The organism is Devosia sp. WQ 349K1, from assembly GCF_016595685.1.
In the GTDB taxonomy this organism is placed as follows: domain Bacteria; phylum Pseudomonadota; class Alphaproteobacteria; order Rhizobiales; family Devosiaceae; genus Devosia.
On the sequence record NZ_JAENGO010000006.1, the window covers coordinates 95468 to 113171 of the forward strand.

Annotated in this window: 17 protein-coding genes; 10 read left to right on the plus strand and 7 right to left on the minus strand. The window is 57.8% G+C overall.

All coding sequences use genetic code 11. The features are described 5' to 3' along the window. Positions 1-137 precede the first annotated feature (137 nt). A complete protein-coding gene (locus JHL21_RS12880) occupies positions 138-848 on the minus strand; it encodes a biosynthetic peptidoglycan transglycosylase (RefSeq protein WP_182394443.1) in 711 nt (236 codons plus the stop codon). Between the two features lie 89 nt (positions 849-937). Here JHL21_RS12880 and JHL21_RS12885 point away from each other — a divergent pair, with 89 nt between their 5' ends. The 6 genes from JHL21_RS12885 to JHL21_RS12910 all read left to right on the plus strand — a co-directional run bounded on the left by JHL21_RS12885 (position 938) and on the right by JHL21_RS12910 (position 4847). Further along, entirely contained in the window at positions 938-1840 is a 903-nt protein-coding gene (locus tag JHL21_RS12885) for a polyprenyl synthetase family protein (RefSeq protein WP_200213875.1), read from the plus strand. 1 nt (position 1841) lies between these two features. Beyond that, positions 1842-2474 (plus strand): MOSC domain-containing protein, encoded by a 633-nt coding sequence (locus JHL21_RS12890; protein WP_200213877.1) that lies wholly within the window; start codon positions 1842-1844, stop codon positions 2472-2474. 7 nt (positions 2475-2481) lie between these two features. Next, positions 2482-2949 (plus strand): YbaK/EbsC family protein, encoded by a 468-nt coding sequence (locus JHL21_RS12895; RefSeq protein WP_200213879.1) that lies wholly within the window; start codon positions 2482-2484, stop codon positions 2947-2949. A 4-nt stretch (positions 2950-2953) separates the two neighbouring features. Further along, positions 2954-3568 carry a methyltransferase gene (locus JHL21_RS12900; RefSeq protein WP_200213880.1) on the plus strand — a complete coding sequence of 205 codons (615 nt, stop codon included), beginning with the start codon at positions 2954-2956 and terminating at the stop codon, positions 3566-3568. A 148-nt stretch (positions 3569-3716) separates the two neighbouring features. Beyond that, the gene (locus JHL21_RS12905) at positions 3717-4148 is read left to right on the plus strand and encodes a PACE efflux transporter (RefSeq protein WP_200213882.1); all 432 of its coding nucleotides are present in this window, start codon (positions 3717-3719) and stop codon (positions 4146-4148) included. 99 nt (positions 4149-4247) lie between these two features. Next, positions 4248-4847 carry a glutathione binding-like protein gene (locus tag JHL21_RS12910; RefSeq protein ID WP_169195554.1) on the plus strand — a complete coding sequence of 200 codons (600 nt, stop codon included), beginning with the start codon at positions 4248-4250 and terminating at the stop codon, positions 4845-4847. Between the two features lie 135 nt (positions 4848-4982). On the opposite strand, the gene ispG is transcribed toward JHL21_RS12910, so the two are convergent. Further along, a complete protein-coding gene (gene ispG, locus JHL21_RS12915) occupies positions 4983-6224 on the minus strand; it encodes a flavodoxin-dependent (E)-4-hydroxy-3-methylbut-2-enyl-diphosphate synthase (protein ID WP_169195555.1) in 1242 nt (413 codons plus the stop codon). A 319-nt stretch (positions 6225-6543) separates the two neighbouring features. Between ispG and JHL21_RS12920 the strand changes: the two genes are divergently transcribed. Together JHL21_RS12920 and JHL21_RS12925 are read left to right on the plus strand one after the other, a co-directional pair. Beyond that, positions 6544-6840 (plus strand): YkvA family protein, encoded by a 297-nt coding sequence (locus tag JHL21_RS12920; RefSeq protein WP_200213884.1) that lies wholly within the window; start codon positions 6544-6546, stop codon positions 6838-6840. A gap of 101 nt (positions 6841-6941) precedes the next feature. Then, the gene (locus JHL21_RS12925; RefSeq protein WP_200213886.1) at positions 6942-8144 is read left to right on the plus strand and encodes a GGDEF domain-containing protein; all 1203 of its coding nucleotides are present in this window, start codon (positions 6942-6944) and stop codon (positions 8142-8144) included. Here JHL21_RS12925 and pyc read toward each other — a convergent pair. The 3 genes from pyc to JHL21_RS12940 form a co-directional block, all read right to left on the minus strand. Beyond that, positions 8141-11581: a pyruvate carboxylase gene (gene pyc / locus JHL21_RS12930; protein ID WP_200213888.1), complete on the minus strand. Its 3441-nt coding sequence runs from the start codon at positions 11579-11581 to the stop codon at positions 8141-8143. The genes JHL21_RS12925 and pyc overlap by 4 nt on opposite strands. A gap of 96 nt (positions 11582-11677) precedes the next feature. Next, positions 11678-12094: a TIGR01244 family sulfur transferase gene (locus JHL21_RS12935; RefSeq protein WP_199532143.1), complete on the minus strand. Its 417-nt coding sequence runs from the start codon at positions 12092-12094 to the stop codon at positions 11678-11680. Positions 12095-12204: 110 nt separating this feature from the next. Continuing rightward, positions 12205-13236 (minus strand): glycine betaine ABC transporter substrate-binding protein, encoded by a 1032-nt coding sequence (locus JHL21_RS12940; protein ID WP_200213890.1) that lies wholly within the window; start codon positions 13234-13236, stop codon positions 12205-12207. Positions 13237-13457: 221 nt separating this feature from the next. Here JHL21_RS12940 and JHL21_RS12945 point away from each other — a divergent pair, with 221 nt between their 5' ends. After that, positions 13458-14660, plus strand: a complete 1203-nt coding sequence (locus JHL21_RS12945; protein WP_210338902.1) for an ABC transporter substrate-binding protein — start codon at positions 13458-13460, stop codon at positions 14658-14660. A 66-nt stretch (positions 14661-14726) separates the two neighbouring features. Beyond that, entirely contained in the window at positions 14727-15317 is a 591-nt protein-coding gene (locus tag JHL21_RS12950; RefSeq protein WP_200213892.1) for a bifunctional 2-polyprenyl-6-hydroxyphenol methylase/3-demethylubiquinol 3-O-methyltransferase UbiG, read from the plus strand. A 60-nt stretch (positions 15318-15377) separates the two neighbouring features. On the opposite strand, the gene JHL21_RS12955 is transcribed toward JHL21_RS12950, so the two are convergent. Then, positions 15378-16700: a branched-chain amino acid ABC transporter permease gene (locus tag JHL21_RS12955; RefSeq protein ID WP_200213893.1), complete on the minus strand. Its 1323-nt coding sequence runs from the start codon at positions 16698-16700 to the stop codon at positions 15378-15380. Then, a complete protein-coding gene (locus tag JHL21_RS12960; RefSeq protein ID WP_199532139.1) occupies positions 16697-17704 on the minus strand; it encodes a branched-chain amino acid ABC transporter permease in 1008 nt (335 codons plus the stop codon). The genes JHL21_RS12955 and JHL21_RS12960 overlap by 4 nt, the downstream gene beginning before the upstream one ends.

Genomic DNA, 17704 nt, shown 5'->3' on the forward strand with positions numbered 1-17704 from the left:
TCGGAACTCCGAATTCAATATCGTTGTGCCGCCAACTAGCGGCCCAGAGAGATTATCTCTGTCAGGATTGGTGCGGTCTATAGATCAGAAAACCACCCTTGGCTAGGGGTTTCTGACTCAAAACACGGGCCTTTGCACTAAAGTGAGAGCTGCCCGCCCTGCCCCACACAGGACGCCCGGGCCCCATATTCTTGGGCACGCTGCTGCACAATCCCCGCCACGCGGCTGAGTCCGCGATTAGGATTGGCCGGATTGCGCACGATCGGATTGGGCAGTGTCACCGCCAAAAGGCTCGCCGTCCGCCAGTCCAGATTCTGCGGCTCCCGCCCAAAAGCCCGGTTAGCGCCCGCTGCCACACCAAATTCCCCGTCCGGTCCCCATTCGGCGATATTGAGATAGATCTCCATGATCCGCTTTTTGGGCATGACCAGATCGATATACATCGCCAGCGGCACCTCGAGCGCTTTGCGCACCGCGCTCTGCCCATTCCAAAGGAAGAGATTGCGCGCCACCTGCATGGTCAGCGTCGAAGCGCCGCGGGTGGGTTTGCCAGCAAAGTAATTGTCGATCTCGATTCTCAGGGCGCTCATGTCGACCCCCCAGTGCCGACAGAACTGCCCGTCCTCGGAAAGGATCACCGCGGCCTTCAAGCGGTCGGAAATATCGTCGATATCGCGCCACACCCGCGTCACCGGTTGCCCCGTCACCCCGCGCACCATCATCGGCACCGAAATGGGCGGCACCACCAGATAGATCGGCGTCATCACCACGGGAATGGCGATCAACACCCCGAGAATGATCATCGGTATTTTGAGGGCTCTAAAGAGTGATTTGATGCCTTTGGACATTCCCCCTCTTTAAAAGAACCTCTCGGTCCTGCAAACCCGTGCCATCCCGGCCTCTTGCTGTATTTCCCCCTTCGGGCTAGCAACGAGCCATGTACGATTTTTCTGCCGATAGCGCTGATTGCGCCCGCGCCGTTGAAGCCGGCCTCTCGCAATATCTAACGGCCACTCAGCTGAGTGGACCGGGTCTTCCTGCCGATCGCCTGGTTGAGGCCATGCGCCACGGCGCACTCGAAGGCGGCAAGCGCCTGCGCCCGCTGCTGGTGCGTCAGGCCGCAGCCATTTTCTCCGTGCCCAAAGAGGCGACGCTGAGCGCGGGTCTCGCTGTTGAGATGATCCATTGCTATTCGCTGATCCACGACGATCTGCCCGCCATGGACAATGACGACATGCGTCGCGGTCGCCCCACGGTCCACAAGGCCTATGACGACGCCACAGCGATTCTCGCGGGCGACGCGCTCCTCACCCACGCCTTTTCCATGCTGGCCGATGAAGCCTGCCACGCAGACCCTACGGTGCGCATTCGCCTTGTCACCGAGCTCGCCTCCGGCGCTGGTGCTGGCGGCATGGTTGGCGGGCAGATGCGCGACATCGAAGGGGAAAAGGGCGGCTTCACCCCGGATGAGATTTCCACCATGCAGGCGATGAAGACCGGCGCGCTCATTCGCGCCTCCGTCCGCATGGGCGCGATTCTCGGTGGTGCTGAACCGCGCGCTCTCTCCGCCCTCACAGCCTATGCCGAAGCCGCAGGCCGCGCCTTCCAGCTGGCCGACGACATTTTAGACGTCACAGCCACCGCTGAGACCATGGGCAAAGCCACGGGCAAGGACGCCGATAAGAATAAGCAAACCCTCGTCGCTCGTCTGGGCGTCGATGGCGCGCGCGAGGCGCTGGCGCAAATCGTCAATGAAGCGGTTGGGTGCCTCCGCACCTTTGGCCCCAAGGCCGACGGCCTACGCGCCACCGCCCGCTATTTTGCCTCACGGGAGAAATAACTTGGCTCAGCTCCTCAGCGTTAATGTCGGCGTCCCGCGCAACATTCCCGGCACCCAGACGCTGACGGGCATTTATAAGCTTCCCGTTGCTGGCCCGGTCGCCATCACCCGCGAAGGCATCGCCACAGACATCATCGCTGACCGCCGCCACCACGGCGGCGCCGATCAGGCGATCTACGTCTATTTCCAGGAAGACTATATTTTCTGGGAAACCCAAGGCATCGCCACCGAGCCCGGCCTCTTTGGCGAAAACTTCACCCTCTCGGGCACCGATAGCCTCACCTGTGCCATTGGCGATCGCTTCACCATTGGCGAGCTCGTTCTTGAGGTGACCTATTACCGCAAGCCTTGCCGCACCTTTTCGGCCCGCATGGGCGATCCGCGCTGGCTCAAACGCTTCCACAAAGCCCGACGCTCCGGCGCTTATTGCCGTGTGATCACCCCTGGAGCCGTGCAAGCAGGCATGGATGTCACCATCACCCCCTACTCTGGCGAAAGAATCACCACCGCCGAAATCATGGGCTATGATGGTGTTGCCCTCATCCCCGACGATTTCATGCGCCGCGCTCTCACCACGCCACTGCGGGAAAAGACGCGCGAAAAATACGAAACCAATTTGAACCGACTATTCTGAGTTTTCCATGAGCCTTGAATCTGTCCAAGCGGACCTCGCCGCCCGCGCCCCAGACCTTGCCGTCATCGTCACCGAAGACTCCACTGCAACTGTTCAGCTGGCCGCCGAAGTCCATGGCGTTGAACCCGGACAGATCGCCAAAACGCTTTGCATCAAAGTCAAAGACGAAGAGTTCTTGCTGGTCACGCGTGGCGATGCCCGTCTCGACAACCAAAAGTCCAAAACCGCCTTTGGCGGCCGTCCGCGCATGTTGGGTGCTGAAGACGTGCTTCGTCTCACCTCCCATCAAGTCGGCGGCGTTTGCCCCTTTGGCCTGCCCGCGCCGCTCAAAATCTATCTCGATACCTCGCTCAAGATTTATGACGAGGTCATCCCCGCAGGCGGCAGCACCCATTCCTCGGTGCGCCTGACCGTCGAACGCCTCGCCGAGCTCTGCGGCAGCAATTGGGTCGACGCCGCCCAATTGCCGGAGTAACGCGATGAGCCCAGAGCAGTTCATTGCGCAAAAGCTCCCGCTTCAGCCTTTGAGCCTCTGGCCCGAGATTGTTCTGCATCAAGCCAATGCCCATAGCGGCCTCACCGCTTGGCTTGAGGCCTATGGCCACCCAGCCGCACCCTATTGGGCCTACGCATGGGCTGGCGGGGCCGCGCTGGCCCTTCATCTCAAAGCCCATCCGGAGTTGGTTGCCGGTAAAACGGTTCTCGATCTCGGCTCGGGCTCAGGACTGGTGGGCATAGCCGCTGCCAAGCTGGGCGCCGCTGCGGTCTTCGCCCTAGACCCAGATCCATTGGCGCAAGTGGCAACCACGCTTAACGCCGAGGCCAATGGCGTTGCCCTCACCCTCGTCCCAACCTTGCTCCACACCGACATCGTCGTCGCGGGCGATGTCTTTTATGACGAGGACAGCGCCGCAGCCGTCCTGCCGCTCCTTCAAGCCCTTGCCCAAACCGGCACGCAAGTTCTGATCGGCGATCCTTATCGATCCACCCGACCCTCTGACGCCATGCGCGAGATCGCGCGCTATTCTGTGCCAGACATGGGCGCAAAATCCCCCGTCCCATCGGGCATTTTCGCGCTCATCGAGCCCCTTTAAGAAGGTTCCCTCCCCCTCGCGCATATCGGCCTTGCCCGGCCAAAACTTGCCAATATGTCGCAATCCTCCTATATCGGCAGCTCAAGAGGACGACCTCTTCCAGTTTGGTTTGTGTACCGGGACGGCCCGGATAACCATGGGGTCATCCATGCGCACCACACGTGATCGTATCCGCCACGCCATCTCTTTCGAGCTCATCGGCATTTTGCTCGCGACCCCGCTCGCGGCCTTCGCCTTCCATTTGGAGGGCGGCGATTCGATGGTCAATGTTATCGCCAGCGCCACCGTCGCCATGCTGTGGAACTACATCTATAATTTGATGTTCGACCACGGCATGCAGCGCTTCCGGGGCACAACCGAAAAGACCAAGCTGATCCGCGTCTTTCACGCGATCTTCTTTGAAATCGGCCTGCTCGCGATCATGCTGCCACCCATCGCTTGGTACCTGCAAATTTCGCTACTCGACGCCTTCATCATGGATCTGGCCCTCGCCATTTTCTACATGATCTACGCGCTGGTCTTTAACTGGGCCTACGACCGCATCTTCCCGCTGCCGGAATGGACTGAAGGTAACGCGTAATTTCTCGATCAAACTGTCGCAGCATCTGGCTGAACACACATTAATCACCTACCTATGCTGCGCCGTCTAAGGACGGCGTAGTTCTGGGTTAGGTATCAAATGAAGCTGTTTTATACGCCAGGCGCTTGCTCGCTGGCTTCGCATATTGTTCTGAACGAAATCGGCGGCACTTTCAGCATTGAAAAAGTCGACCTGCGCGCCAAGACAACCGAAAGCGGCGCTGATTTTCTCGCGCTGAACCCACGTGGTGCTGTTCCGGCGCTCGAAGTGGCTCCAGGCACCGTTATTTCGCAGGGCCCTGCAATTCTGCAGTATCTCGGTGACAACTCCGACATCGCCGCTTTCAAGCCTGCTTACGGCTCGATCGAACGCGCCCGTCTCCAAGAAGCGCTCGGCATCATTGGCGACACGCACAAGGCTTTCGGTGGCCTGTTCAAGCCAAATCTGTCGGACGAAGAAAAGGCCGCCGTTATCGGTGAAATCAACCGTCGTGTTGGCCAGATCGAAGCAACGCTCACCGACGCCAGCCCATATTTCCTCGGTGACTTCACCCAGGCCGACGCTTATGCCTTCACAGTCATCAACTGGGGCCGCCAGTTCCTCGACTTTGCAGCCTTCCCACGCGTTGGCGCACTGATGGCCGCCGTTGGCGCCCGCCCAGCCGTTCTGGCAACGCTCAAGGCCGAAGGCCTGATCTAAGGCGCACGCCAAGCCAAACAAACAAAAGGGGCGCTCAGCGCCCCTTTTTTCAATTCAAATGCCCGGTGAATTTTAAAGCGCTGAGCACGATGATCAGCATGGCGAACCAGAACAGTCGCCGTACATTGCGTTCACTCATTCAGCCGCATCCTGACGGCCTGTGCCGAACTTCTTTTCAATGTAATCAGCGACCATGGCCTTAAACTGATCGGCCACATCGGCCCCGCGCAGCGTTGCCACCTTCGCGCCATCGACAAAAACCGGCGCCGCTGGTGTTTCCCCGGTACCGGGCAGCGAAATGCCAATATTGGCGTGCTTGCTCTCGCCCGGACCATTGACGATGCAGCCCATCACTGCGACCGAAAGCGTTTCCACACCGGGATAGCGCTCGCGCCACGCAGGCATGGAGTCGTTGAGGTGGGTCTGAATTTCCATGGCAAGGGTCTGGAAGGTCGAAGACGTGGTGCGTCCGCACCCCGGACACGCCGCCACAACCGGCAAGAATTGACGGAAACCCATGGTCTGGAGCAGTTCCTGCGCCACTTTCACTTCCGTCGTCCGATCGCCACCCGGCTCCGGCGTCAGCGAAATGCGAATGGTGTCGCCAATCCCCTGCTGCAGCAAAATTCCGAGGGCCGCCGAGGAAGCCACAATGCCCTTAGAGCCCATACCGGCCTCGGTCAGACCAAGGTGCAAGGCATAGTCGCAGCGTGCCGCCAAATCCTGATAGACCGCGATCAGATGCTGCACATCCGACACCTTGGTCGAGAGCAAGATCTTATTGCGCGGCATGCCGAGCTCTTCGGCCCGCGCCGCAGAAAGCAGAGCAGACTGGATGATTGCCTCGCGCTGCACAGCCGCAGCCGAGATCGGCTGAGCCGAATTGGCGTTATCATCCATCAACCGCGTCAGCAGCTCTTCGTCGAGCGAGCCCCAATTGACGCCGATGCGCACCGGCTTGTCGTATTTATTCGCGATCTCAATCAGTGTGGCAAACTGGGTATCGCGCTTGGCTTTGAAACCCACATTGCCCGGATTGATGCGATACTTGGCCAAAGCCTCCGCACAGGCGGGGTGATCGGTGAGGAGCTTATGGCCGATATAGTGAAAATCCCCGACCAGCGGCACGTCATAGCCCATGGTCAGAAGACGATCACGAATCTCAGGAACCGCTGCCGCGCTCTCGTCGCGATCGACGGTGATGCGCACGATCTCAGAGCCAGCGCGCGCCAGCTGCATGACCTGCTTTACGGTCGCATCGATGTCGGCCGTATCGGTATTGGTCATGGATTGGACCACGACGGGAGCCCCGCCGCCAACCATAACGCCACCGACATTGACACCAACAGACTGCCTACGCGGCGCTGGACCGGACATATTCTTCCCCGAAGATACTCTTGCCTACGCAAATAGGCCTTCCACCATGCACTGGCAACTCAACAATGGCGTGACGCTCAACGCAAGTGTGCAACCGTGCCTATCGAGGGGCGCGATATTCTCGCATGCCAAGGCCGCGCCCAGTGGGCCGCCCAGAAGTGCCAGCCAAATGCCACAAAAAGGCCAATAGCGGCCAAAACGCCAAAACCGTGCGTATCGGCAGAAATTTGCGTTATATATCAGCGCTCAAGAACCCGTGAATTTTGTGATCACCGACAAGTCTTGAACGGGAGCAATCATCCCCCATTTATGGGTCATGATGAACCTCCTCCTCCCCCGTCTGATCCTGTTCCGCAAAGAAGTCGCGCAGCTCTGGAAAGCATTCTGGGCACGCGAGACGCCGCTTTATCTCAAAGCGGCAACGCTGTTTACAGCCTTCTACCTCATCAACCCCTTTGACATCGTTCCCGATGTCCTGCCCTTTATTGGCTGGGTGGACGATTTTGTCCTTATCCCTCTGATGGTTAGCTGGATCGTCTCGCGTATGCCGGTTCCCGCTAAGGTCTATGCCGGCAAGCATGGCCCAACCATCGACGGCACAGCCAAGCGTCGATAAATCAAAGGTATAGTCCAGCAGAGTTACAAGTTTAGTTTTTTGCCGTGACAGCGAGCACTTATTCCGCGTAAGAATAATTTATACGTGAAATGGTGCTCCTAATGGATCGACAGATTACGAATTTTACTTTTAGCCTTGCTGGACCTGCTACACTTTCGGCTTTTGCAGTTATTTTTTTAGTTCTCTATTTTCAAAATCGACAGCATATACATCTGCTGATATTTGCTGCCACCGCTGGCACGTTCAGCCTTGGCATGCTCACCCAAATCATTGATGCGCTTAACGAAACAGAGACTGGCCTCCCGGCCAATATTCTCTACGTCATAGCGGGCTTCCTGTTCTGCGCAGGACTTGCCAAGCGCATCGGTCGGCAGCCGCCCTACCGCGTTATGATCCCCGTGCTGATCATACTTGCCCTGCAAACGTGGTACTTCACCTCGGTGAACCCGAACCAATTGGCGCGCATCTATCTTCTCAATTTCTCGGCCGGACTGATCCTGATCATTACGGCCTTAACAGCCATGCCCGCACGCCACGCAGTGTTCACCGAAAAGCTGCTGTTCTGGAGCTTACTGCTTTTCGGACTTCACTTTTTCCCGCGCACTATTCTGACTGCCGGCTTCGGCCTGCAGATGGAGCCGGACGATTTCATGATCTCGTCCTATTGGTTCACATTGCAATTGTGCCTTGCGGCCTTTGGATCAGCGGTTGCCATCGCAGTGCTGTGCGCCTGTATCTACGACACCGTGAATTACATGACCGATGATCGCGACAGAGACCGCCTGACACGGGTCCTCTCACGCCGCGCCTTCCATCAGCAATCCGAGGAAATGCTCAAGCAGAGCACTGGTTTACCCAGCTGTTTGGCGATCTTTGACATCGACAACTTCCGCCGCTTCAACCAACGCCAAGGTTATGAAGAGGGCGACAGAATACTCGCGGATTTCGGCTACGTGCTCGCCCGTAATATCCGTCGCGCCAATCTCACGGGCCGCTTTGATGGCGAAGAATTTTTAATTCTCCTCCCCCGAACCAAACTGGCAATTGGGATCGACACGCTGAAAGATTTCAAGGCGACGCTGCGCGACCATAACTTCTGCAGCGACGACGATCTCGGCGCCATGACCATCAGTGTGGGGATTGTAGAAATCGGGGTGGACGAAACCTACACCCAAGCGTTGATGCGCGCCCAGCAGGCCCTCAAGAGCGCCGAGGCGACTGGCCCGGATTCGTTGCTGGCCGGCACAGCGCCAATGGTTGAACAAAAAGAAAGCCCCGCGTTAAGCGGGGCCTTCCAAGCTTAGTCGAGGCGAACCAAAAGGTCTTTAGCGTCAATCTGGTCGCCCGGCTTAATCAGAAGCTCAGCGACAACCCCATCCACTTCAGCGTGGATGGCGGTTTCCATCTTCATCGCTTCGATCGAGCAGAGAACGTCGCCAGCCGAAATCTTCTGACCTTCCTTAACCGCTAGGGTCGAGATCACGCCCGGCATCGGAGCGCCAACCTGCTTCGGATCGCCGGCAACAGCCTTAGCGCGAACCTTGATTTCACCGGCCTTCAGACGATCCGGTACGGTGATGGTACGCGGCTGACCGTTGAGGTCGAAGAACACACGCACTTCGCCCTTTTCGTTGGTTTCCGCACGGCCCTGATAGTTCACGACGAGGGTCTTGCCCTGTTCGATGTCAATCAGCAGCTCATCGCCTTCGCTCAGACCGTAGAAGTAAACCGGGGTCGGCAGAACTTCAGTTGGACCATAACGATCCTGGGTCTTTTCAAAGTCCGAATAGACTTTTGGATACATGAGGTAAGAGGCAAGACGGAAGTCATCGATCGGCATGCCGACCTCTTCCGAAACCTTCTTACGCTCGGCTTCCAGATCAACGTCCTTGAGGTAGGAACCCGGACGCTCGGTGAGTGCCGTCTTGCCCTTGAGAACCTTCTTCTGCAGTGCCTGCGGGAAGCCGCCAGGAGGCTGACCAAGGTCACCAGCAAAGAAGCCGACAACGGAATCTGGGAAGGCGATGTCCTTGTCTGGATTTTCGACGTCTGACCGCGAAATACCAGCCGAAACCATAGCCAGAGCCATATCGCCGACAACCTTGGAGGATGGCGTCACCTTCACAATGTCACCGAACATCTGGTTCACGTCAGCATAGGTCTGCGCCACTTCGTGCCAACGGGTTTCAAGACCAAGCGAACGCGCCTGTTCCTTGAGGTTGGTGAACTGACCGCCCGGCATTTCGTGCAGATAGACTTCCGAAGCGCCGCCCTTGAGATCGCTCTCGAAGGCACGGTACTGCGTGCGCACGGCTTCCCAGTAGAAGGAAAGCTGACGGATCGCCTTAGCGTCGAGCTGCGGATCCTTGTCGGTATCAGCAAGCGCGGCAACCAGCGAACCTAGGGTCGGCTGCGAGGTCGTGCCCGAAAGCGCGTCCATCGCCGCATCAACCGCGTCAACACCCGCATCTACAGCTGCCAGAACGGTTGCGGAGGCCGCGCCCGAAGTGTCGTGTGTATGCAGGTGGATCGGCAGACCGACTTCTTCCTTCAGCGTTGCAATCAGCTTCTTGGCTGCTGCCGGACGCAGGAGGCCCGCCATGTCCTTCAAACCAAGAACATGGGCGCCAGCGGCTTCCAATTCCTTGGCCAGATTGACGTAATACTTGAGATCGTACTTCGCGCGATCTGGATCGAGCATATCGCCGGTGTAGCAAATAACGCCTTCACAGACCTTATTGGCCTCCAGCACCGCATCCATCGACACGCGCATGTTTTTGACCCAATTGAGGCAATCGAAGACGCGGAAGATATCAACGCCGCCCTTAGCCGCCTGCGCGACGAAGAACTTTACGACGTTGTCTGGATAGTTGGTGTAGCCAACGCCGTTGCTGCCGCGCAGCAGCATCTGGGTCAGAATGTTCGGCGCACCGGCGCGAACCTTGGCCAGACGCTCCCACGGATCTTCGTTGAGGAAGCGCATCGACACGTCGAATGTCGCCCCACCCCAGCATTCGAGCGAGAACAGGTTTGGCAAGCCACGCGAATAGGCTTCAGCAATACGGGTGATGTCAAAGCTGCGCATACGCGTTGCCAGCAAGCTCTGGTGCGCGTCACGCATGGTCGTGTCGGTGAAGAGAACCCGCTTCTGATCCTTCATCCACTGCGCAAGGCCAGCAGGGCCATCGCGATCAAGAACCTGACGCGAGCCTTCGATTGCGGTCAGTTCCGGGAATTCCGGCACGAACGGCGCCGCCGCAGCAGCAGGCGGACGCGGACGATCACGCACTTCCGGGTGACCATTGACCGTCACATCGGCGATGTAGGTCAAAAGCTTGGTCGCACGGTCCTTGCGCGGCTTGAAATTGAACAGATCCGGCGTCGTATCGATAAAGCGCGTGGTGTAGCGGTTCTCGACGAAGTCGGTGTGGGTGATGATGTTTTCGAGGAAGGCCAGGTTGGTCGACACGCCACGAATACGGAACTCGCGCAGCGCGCGGTGCATACGGGCAATGGCTTCATCTGCGGACGGCGCCCAGCAGGTGACCTTTTCCAAGAGCGGATCATAATAGCGGGTGATGATCGCGCCGGCATAGGCCGTACCACCATCCAAACGCACACCAAAACCGGTCGCACCGCGGTATGCAGTGATGCGGCCATAGTCTGGAATAAAGTTCTGTTCTGGATCTTCAGTGGTAACGCGGCACTGGATGGCATTGCCGTTAAGACGAATGTCTTCCTGCAGCGGCACACCCGATTCTGGCGTACCGATCACAGCGCCATCGAGCAGATGGATCTGCGCCTTGACGATGTCGATGCCGGTCACTTCTTCAGTGACAGTGTGCTCGACTTGGATGCGTGGGTTCACTTCAATGAAGTAGAACTTGTTGGTGTCGGCATCCATCAGGAATTCGACTGTACCGGCACCACGATAGTTCGCTTCATTGCCGAGGCGCACAGCCGCGCCAGTCAGCTCGGCACGAACTTCTTCCGAGAGGTATGGCGCAGGAGCGCGCTCCACAACCTTCTGGTTACGGCGCTGCACCGAGCAGTCGCGCTCGTAGAGATGCACAAGATTGCCGTGATCGTCACCGATCAGCTGAACTTCGACGTGACGCGCACGCTCGATCAGCTTTTCGAGATACATCTCGTCCTTGCCGAACGCAGCCTTGGCTTCGCGCTTGCCTTCCGAGACTTCAGCAATAAGGGTGCTTTCGTCCATGATGCGGCGCATGCCGCGACCACCGCCACCCCACGACGCCTTAAGCATCAGCGGGTAGCCGATCTCGGCCGCCATACGCTTTACTTCGTCCATATCGTCTGGAAGCGCGTCAGTGGCCGGGACAACCGGAACATTGGCCTTGATCGCCATATTGCGCGCGGCGACCTTATTGCCGAGATCGCGCATGGTCTGCGCGCGCGGGCCAATAAAGGTAATGCCAGCGGCTTCGCAAGCGTCAACGAATTCTGGGCTTTCCGAGAGAAGACCATAACCGGGGTGGATTGCATCCGCACCCGAGGCCTTAGCGACACGAATATACTCGTCGATCTGCAGATAGGCCTCAACCGGGCCTTTCCCCTTACCGATCAAATAGGCTTCGTCAGCCTTGAACCGGTGCAGCGCGAGTTTATCCTCTTCGGCATAGACCGCGACGGTCTTAAGCCCAAGTTCGTTTGCCGCGCGGAACACACGGATTGCAATCTCGCTGCGATTGGCGACGAGGATCTTCTTGATTGGCATCGATTTAAACCCGAGCTAGAGGGGCGTATTCCTCACGGTGAGGTCGGCTCAGTAATCGACGGAATGAACGGTTGCCCGCCCAACCGTCGTAAGTTTCTAAGATTGGCTGAGGTAACCAGCCAGATGGCTCATGTCATAGCCTGCTTCTGCTGCCTGAGCGATGATCTCTTCGGCTGGCTCCTCACCAGCGCGCGAAAGAGCCCAGAGCGTTGTAGAACGCGTGCCCGAGCGGCAGAAACAGAATACCTTGCCTTCGCTCCCCTCAAGCGCAGACTTGGTGTTTTCGATCAGTTCCGGGTTTACCCCGTCACGGCCGAGTGGAATAGAAACATAGGTGAGCCCAGCAGCATTTGCGGCTGCTTCGATTTCAGCTCCAGCCGGTTGATCCGGCGATTCCCCATCTGGACGATTGTTGATAATCGTCGTGAAACCAAGGCTTTTCAGCGTCGTCACGTCTTCCGGCTGTATCTGTCCCGATACACTGACGTGATCGTTAATACGCTTCAATTCCAAGGCTCGTCTCCCTAAACCAGCACTAGCGACGGTTGGTTATAATCGGTGTACGCACCGGTACGCAACTAGCACAAAAGGCGAAGCTGTCATGCAACTGTCATTTGCCGCGATTAGCGGATCTCTTCCGGGCTAACCCAAGCACGCCATATCGATTGATTTCGCTCGACAAACTGCGCTGCGACAGCTTCCTCGCTTGCCCCAGGCTGGCTCAACTCGGCCAACATTGCGTCCATTTCTTTCAATGAGAGCGTCGCTCTTTGAAAATATCCCGCAATAAGGGGCGAATTCACCACGAGATTTTCAGAAAGCGCAATAACAACTGTCTCAGGCGCGAAGGCGGACGGCTTTGGCAGCGCACAGTTCAATGACGCCAGACATTTAGCCGCAGCCTCGTCATATGCCCCCATATCCACAGGGGTGAAATCGAGCTGAGCCAGAACCGGATTTGGCTGCCAGTAGTAAAAGAGAAAAGCATCGCGTTTGTTCACCGCTTCAGCGATCAACTTATCCATTTCGAACCGATTGGCGGGCTCCACCACCTCGACCAATGATCCAAGCCCAAGCGCCCCAATCAGATTGCGATTGATGACCGAGCAGGCCCAGTCAGCCGGGCAGGAGATAAATGGGATTTTTTCGCTAGGGGACAAAAGCGGGATCGCTTCTGCCAGATTGGCAAGATTGGGGGCGCCAGTGAATAACTGCGCCGTTTGGGTCGGCATAAACCAGCCTTCAAAGCTCTGCGTGTCGTAGCTGGGCGCTGCCGAACGCACCAATTGGCTGTCCATTGCGCTGTTCCACACCTCGGCAATACGGCTGACCCACATCTCGGGAGCAACGGTCGGCAAAGCTGCTGCGCCCATGCTGGAGGCGGTCGCTGCGAGATCGCCCTGAACAAACTGCACATCGCAGTCATATGCCTCGCGCAAAATATTGGCATGAACCTCAGCCAAAAGTGCAGCAGAGGGCCAACCCATTTTGGCCATGGCAATCGGATGGGTGCCGCAGGCAGGAAGCGCGACACTCTCCGCCGTTGACGGGGCCGCTTCACTGGGCGCGGCTTCATCGTTCAACACGCTAAACTGAGCCTGCGCCGAGATCGTCATCGCCGCCAAGAATAGCCCCGTTATCGCCTGTCTATGCATAGCGGCCTGTACTCCGTCTTGTAAGGCTCAACTTATGCCGAAGGGGGCCACGTTAAGCAACCGAACGAGCTTATGAAATGCTCGTCTAAATACCGGTGACTTTTCCCTCAGTTCTATGCAAGACTTTACTCAGCGGGGCGTATGACGCGCCCCCTAAAGGTGCCGCGCCGTAGGGAGGGACTGATGCAAAGGTCTCTGGCGCAACCATAAGAGGGATAACAATGCTGAAAAAATCTTTGAGCCTGGCAGTCGCTGCCGCCACCTTGCTTGCCGCCGCGCCAGTTTTGGCAGACGACGTGAAGATCGGCTTCCTGGCAGACATCACAGGCCCGATCGCCGGCTTTGCACCGGGCATGGTTGATGCTGCCAATCTGGCCATCACAAACGTAAATGATCAGGGCGGCATTCTGGGTGGCGACACTCTGGTGTCGGTGCTCGCAGACTCCGCATGTGACGGTGGCGCGGCTGGTCCTGCCGCCGACCGCTTGGTCAACGCTGAAAACGTCGTCGCCATCTTCGGTGGCTTCTGCTCCGGCGCAACGATTGCTGGTGCTAATGGCTCGGCAATTCCAGGCAATGTCGTCATGATTTCGCCAGCGTCGACTGCACCTGCGGTCGCAGAGCTCGACGACAATGATCTGGTGTTCCGTGACGTTGTCCCGGATAGCATCCAAGGCGTGAAGGCTGCAGAGCTTCTGCTGGCACAGGGCACCAAAGAAGTCGGCCTAACCTACGTCAACAACGATTACGGCTCGGGTCTTGCTGGCGCATTTGCTGACGCGTTCGTTGCTGGTGGCGGCAAGGTTCTGTCCAATGTCGCTCACGAAGATGGCAAGGCCGACTACCGTCCAGAAATCGGTCAGATCGAAGCCTCGGGCGCGACCACATTGGTCATTTATGGCTACGAAAATGCTGGCGGCGGCGCGATCCTCAACCAGGCAATCGAAGCTGGCTCCTTCACCCAGTTCATGGGTGGTGACGGTATGGCCGGTGAAGCGCTGCTGTCTTCGCGCAACGCAGCAGATCTCGAAGGCATGATCCTGACGCAGGCTGCTGCGGCGGCAGGCCCATCGTTTGACGCACTTGATGCCCTCACTAAGGCTGCAGGGCAGGATGTCAACGGCACCTATGTGACCAACTCCTATGACGCCGTATTCTTGCTGGCACTGGCCATCGAAAAGTCCGGCGCAGCTGATCGTAACGGCATCTCCGCTGCCCTGCGCGATGTCGCAAACGCTCCAGGCGAAGTGATCCTGCCAGGCGAATGGGCCAAGGCTAAGGAGCTCATCGCAGCAGGCACCGACATCAACTACGAAGGTGCTTCCGGCACTGTTGAGTTCGACGCTGTTGGTGACGTAGCCGGCGCTATCAACTACTTCGTGGTTGAAGGCGGCGCAGTGGTCAACAAGGGCCTCGTTGAGTAATCCTCACACCAAGGCACTTTATCCAGCCCGGGCTAACGCTCGGGCTGTTTCTTTTTGGGTAGTCCAATGGCCGACAATAACACGTTAGAGTTCTATGCAGCGAATGCTGCCGACTATGTGGAACATGGGCAGGACGAGCCCTCGTCGCATTTGCGTGCCTTTGCTCAACTTCTGCGCCCGCAGGCCAAAATTCTCGAATTAGGGACGGGCAGCGGCAGGGATGCTGAATACTTGCTTCAACGAGGGTTTGATGTCACGCCGACGGACGCCTCTGCGGAGTTGGCCGCCCATGCAGAGGCGCGCCTCAACCACCCAGTCCACATTTTGGCCTTCGACGCGCTTGAGGATGTCTCTCAATACGACGCAGTGTGGGCATGCGCTTGTCTTTTGCATGCACCAGCCTCGGAGCTAACCGACGACCTATCGCGCATTCATCGGGCGCTGAAGCCCGGCGGGCTGTTTGTTGCCAGCTTCAAGGCGGGCCATGGCGAGGGGCGCGATAGCTTCGGGCGCTATTACAACTATCCGACCGCAGACACCCTTCTCGCTCATTATCGCGAAGCGGCACCTTGGGCCGATCTGCAGCTACAATCGGAAGATGGAAGCGGCTACGACAATCTGCCAACACGATGGCTCTGGGTAACGGCGCGGCGCTAAGCGCAAAAGAACGGCCCGGCAGTTTTCCGCCGAGCCGTTCTTGTCCACCAAGTCTCAACGCTAACTGCGTTTGACCACTTCGGGAATCAGCCCCCTGGGCGCGTAACGCAGCGCGATAGTGATCACCACACCCAAGACAAACACGCGCATTTGCAGGGCTCGGCTGTCGATTTCTGGGATAGCGCCCCACCCCATCTGCTCTGTAATGACCGAAAGATTGAGGAAGATCATCTGCGCGAGCGGGTCCGAGATGATCCAAATGATGTAGATCAGGAACGCGCCAAGCACGACGCCCCAGTTATTTCCGGCCCCGCCAACGATCACCATCACCCACACCATGAACGTGTGGTTGATCGGCTGGTAACCTGAGGGGTCAAAGATCTGGGTGAACGTTGCGAGCATAGCGCCACCGATGCCCATCAGGATGGAGCCGAAGACGAACAGCTCCAACTGGCGTCCAGTGACATCCTTGCCCATGGAGCCCGCAGAAATGTGGTTGTCGCGGATTGCCCGCATCATCCGGCCCCACGGGCCACCATAGGCACGCTGCACGAGGAAGAACGCGCCAATCAAGATGGCAACGCAGACAACGAGGAACATAACGCGCGCGTAGATAAAGCTTTCCGGGATCGAAGCGCCTGCCGCCTGCAACTGTTGTGGCAGTGGGGTTGGCCAAGGCATGGGCGACACGGTCATCGTGCCACGGGTTAGCCAATCCATATTTTTGATCAGCGCGCGGATAATTTCGGAAATGCCGATCGTGGCAATCGCCAGGTAGTCGGTCCGCAGACCAAGGCTGATCTTACCAACATAGAAGGCAATAACCGCCGAAACCAAACCACCGAAAGCCCAGCCTAAGATTGGGTGCAGACCCAAGCCCCCCACAAAGCCAGCGGTCGATTCTATATAGGCCGCAGCGGGGTCAATTTGGGTCCGATAGATGATGTAGCCGACGAACCATGCCAAGGCGACAATGACGGTGCGCGCTTTACCAGTAACGCCAAGACGATCCACTTTGCGCGCCGCCCAAACCAGCGCAACGGCAATGAGGAACGCCAGCACAGCGCGACCCAACATGAGTGGGCCGTCACTTTCCCAAAACGCCATGTTGACGGGATAGGAGAGGAACACGGTCGAGGCACCACCGACCATGAGGAAGCCCATGATGGCGAAATTGAACAATCCGCCATAGCCCCACTGAATATTAAGGCCAAGTGCGATGAGGGCAAAGGCGGTCGCCTGCGTTAAAATCAGCAGGATAGACGCGGTCCCCTGAACAAGGCCCACGAGCAACACCAAGACGAACATTGCCGCAAACAAGGCAATGCCACGCCGTACCGGATCTTCCCAAATTTTGGATAGTGAAGAGGGCGACGCGCTCATGTCGATGCTCCCTTGAAAATACCGGTCGGGCGCACCAGCAGCGTAATCACCAAAATCACAAAAGCGACTGTGAGCTTATATTCAGTTGGGACTAGGGCCAGGTTTGACGGCAGCTCCATGCCTTCGGGCAAGAAGGCGTTGAGAGGTCGCAAAACAGCAGTCCAGTTGAACACTGCCAGCGTTTCGGCAAAAGCAATCAAGAACCCGCCCACGATTGCCCCATAGGCGTGGCCGAGCCCGCCAACGATCGCCGCCGCAAAGATAGGCAACACAATATTGAAAGCGAGGTCCGGCATAAGCGCAACGTCGAGTGCCAGCATAGTTCCAGCCACACACGCGAGCGAGCCTGCAATCACCCAAGTGACGCGAACAACAAGGGCGGTATTGATCCCGGAAACCTGCGCCAGGTCTGCGTTGTCCGCCATCGCGCGCATCGCCTTACCCAGTCGCGACCGGGTCAGGAAGAAATGCAGGGCGATAACGATCAAGGCCGTAACCACAAACATGATGATCTGCGGCTCGGTGATGCTGATGGGGCGCGTCCCCCCGGCCCAGCTCATGTCGAAGCGGAAGATATCTTTGGTTTCGCCTTCAACATACAATTGGCGCGTGCTCGACCCAAAGATGAGACGCACAAGGCCTTGGATCATCAGCGTCACGCCGATCGATGCGATAAGCAGCGTCACCGGCTTTGCCCCGCGGGCGCGCAAAGGCGCGTAAAAGCCTTTATCGATCCCCAGCGCCAAGAACGCTGTGATGACCATTGCCACCGGCAAAACAATGAACGCCATCGGCAGAGGCAAGATTATACCCATCGCCGCCATGGCCGATGCCAATAGGAAGGCGATAAAAGCCCCCATGGTCATCATGTCGCCATGGGCGAAGTGCGCAAAGCGAAGAATGCCGAAAACCAGCGTCACGCCGATGGCGCCAAGCGCATAGATCGATCCCAGAACGGTTCCGGAAATCAGAGCGCGGTTGATAAAGAAAATAAGCTCGTCCAC

Coding starts and splice junctions, on each gene's coding strand:
- pyc (WP_200213888.1), bottom strand. CDS start 11,581: ATGCCAATCAAGAAGATCCTCGTCGCCAATCGCAGCGAGATTGCAATC.
- JHL21_RS12925 (WP_200213886.1), top strand. CDS start 6,942: ATGGATCGACAGATTACGAATTTTACTTTTAGCCTTGCTGGACCTGCT.
- JHL21_RS12910 (WP_169195554.1), top strand. CDS start 4,248: ATGAAGCTGTTTTATACGCCAGGCGCTTGCTCGCTGGCTTCGCATATT.
- JHL21_RS12920 (WP_200213884.1), top strand. CDS start 6,544: ATGAACCTCCTCCTCCCCCGTCTGATCCTGTTCCGCAAAGAAGTCGCG.
- JHL21_RS12940 (WP_200213890.1), bottom strand. CDS start 13,236: ATGCATAGACAGGCGATAACGGGGCTATTCTTGGCGGCGATGACGATC.
- JHL21_RS12905 (WP_200213882.1), top strand. CDS start 3,717: ATGCGCACCACACGTGATCGTATCCGCCACGCCATCTCTTTCGAGCTC.
- JHL21_RS12885 (WP_200213875.1), top strand. CDS start 938: ATGTACGATTTTTCTGCCGATAGCGCTGATTGCGCCCGCGCCGTTGAA.
- JHL21_RS12880 (WP_182394443.1), bottom strand. CDS start 848: ATGTCCAAAGGCATCAAATCACTCTTTAGAGCCCTCAAAATACCGATG.
- ispG (WP_169195555.1), bottom strand. CDS start 6,224: ATGTCCGGTCCAGCGCCGCGTAGGCAGTCTGTTGGTGTCAATGTCGGT.
- JHL21_RS12955 (WP_200213893.1), bottom strand. CDS start 16,700: ATGAGCGCGTCGCCCTCTTCACTATCCAAAATTTGGGAAGATCCGGTA.
- JHL21_RS12945 (WP_210338902.1), top strand. CDS start 13,458: ATGCTGAAAAAATCTTTGAGCCTGGCAGTCGCTGCCGCCACCTTGCTT.
- JHL21_RS12895 (WP_200213879.1), top strand. CDS start 2,482: ATGAGCCTTGAATCTGTCCAAGCGGACCTCGCCGCCCGCGCCCCAGAC.
- JHL21_RS12900 (WP_200213880.1), top strand. CDS start 2,954: ATGAGCCCAGAGCAGTTCATTGCGCAAAAGCTCCCGCTTCAGCCTTTG.
- JHL21_RS12950 (WP_200213892.1), top strand. CDS start 14,727: ATGGCCGACAATAACACGTTAGAGTTCTATGCAGCGAATGCTGCCGAC.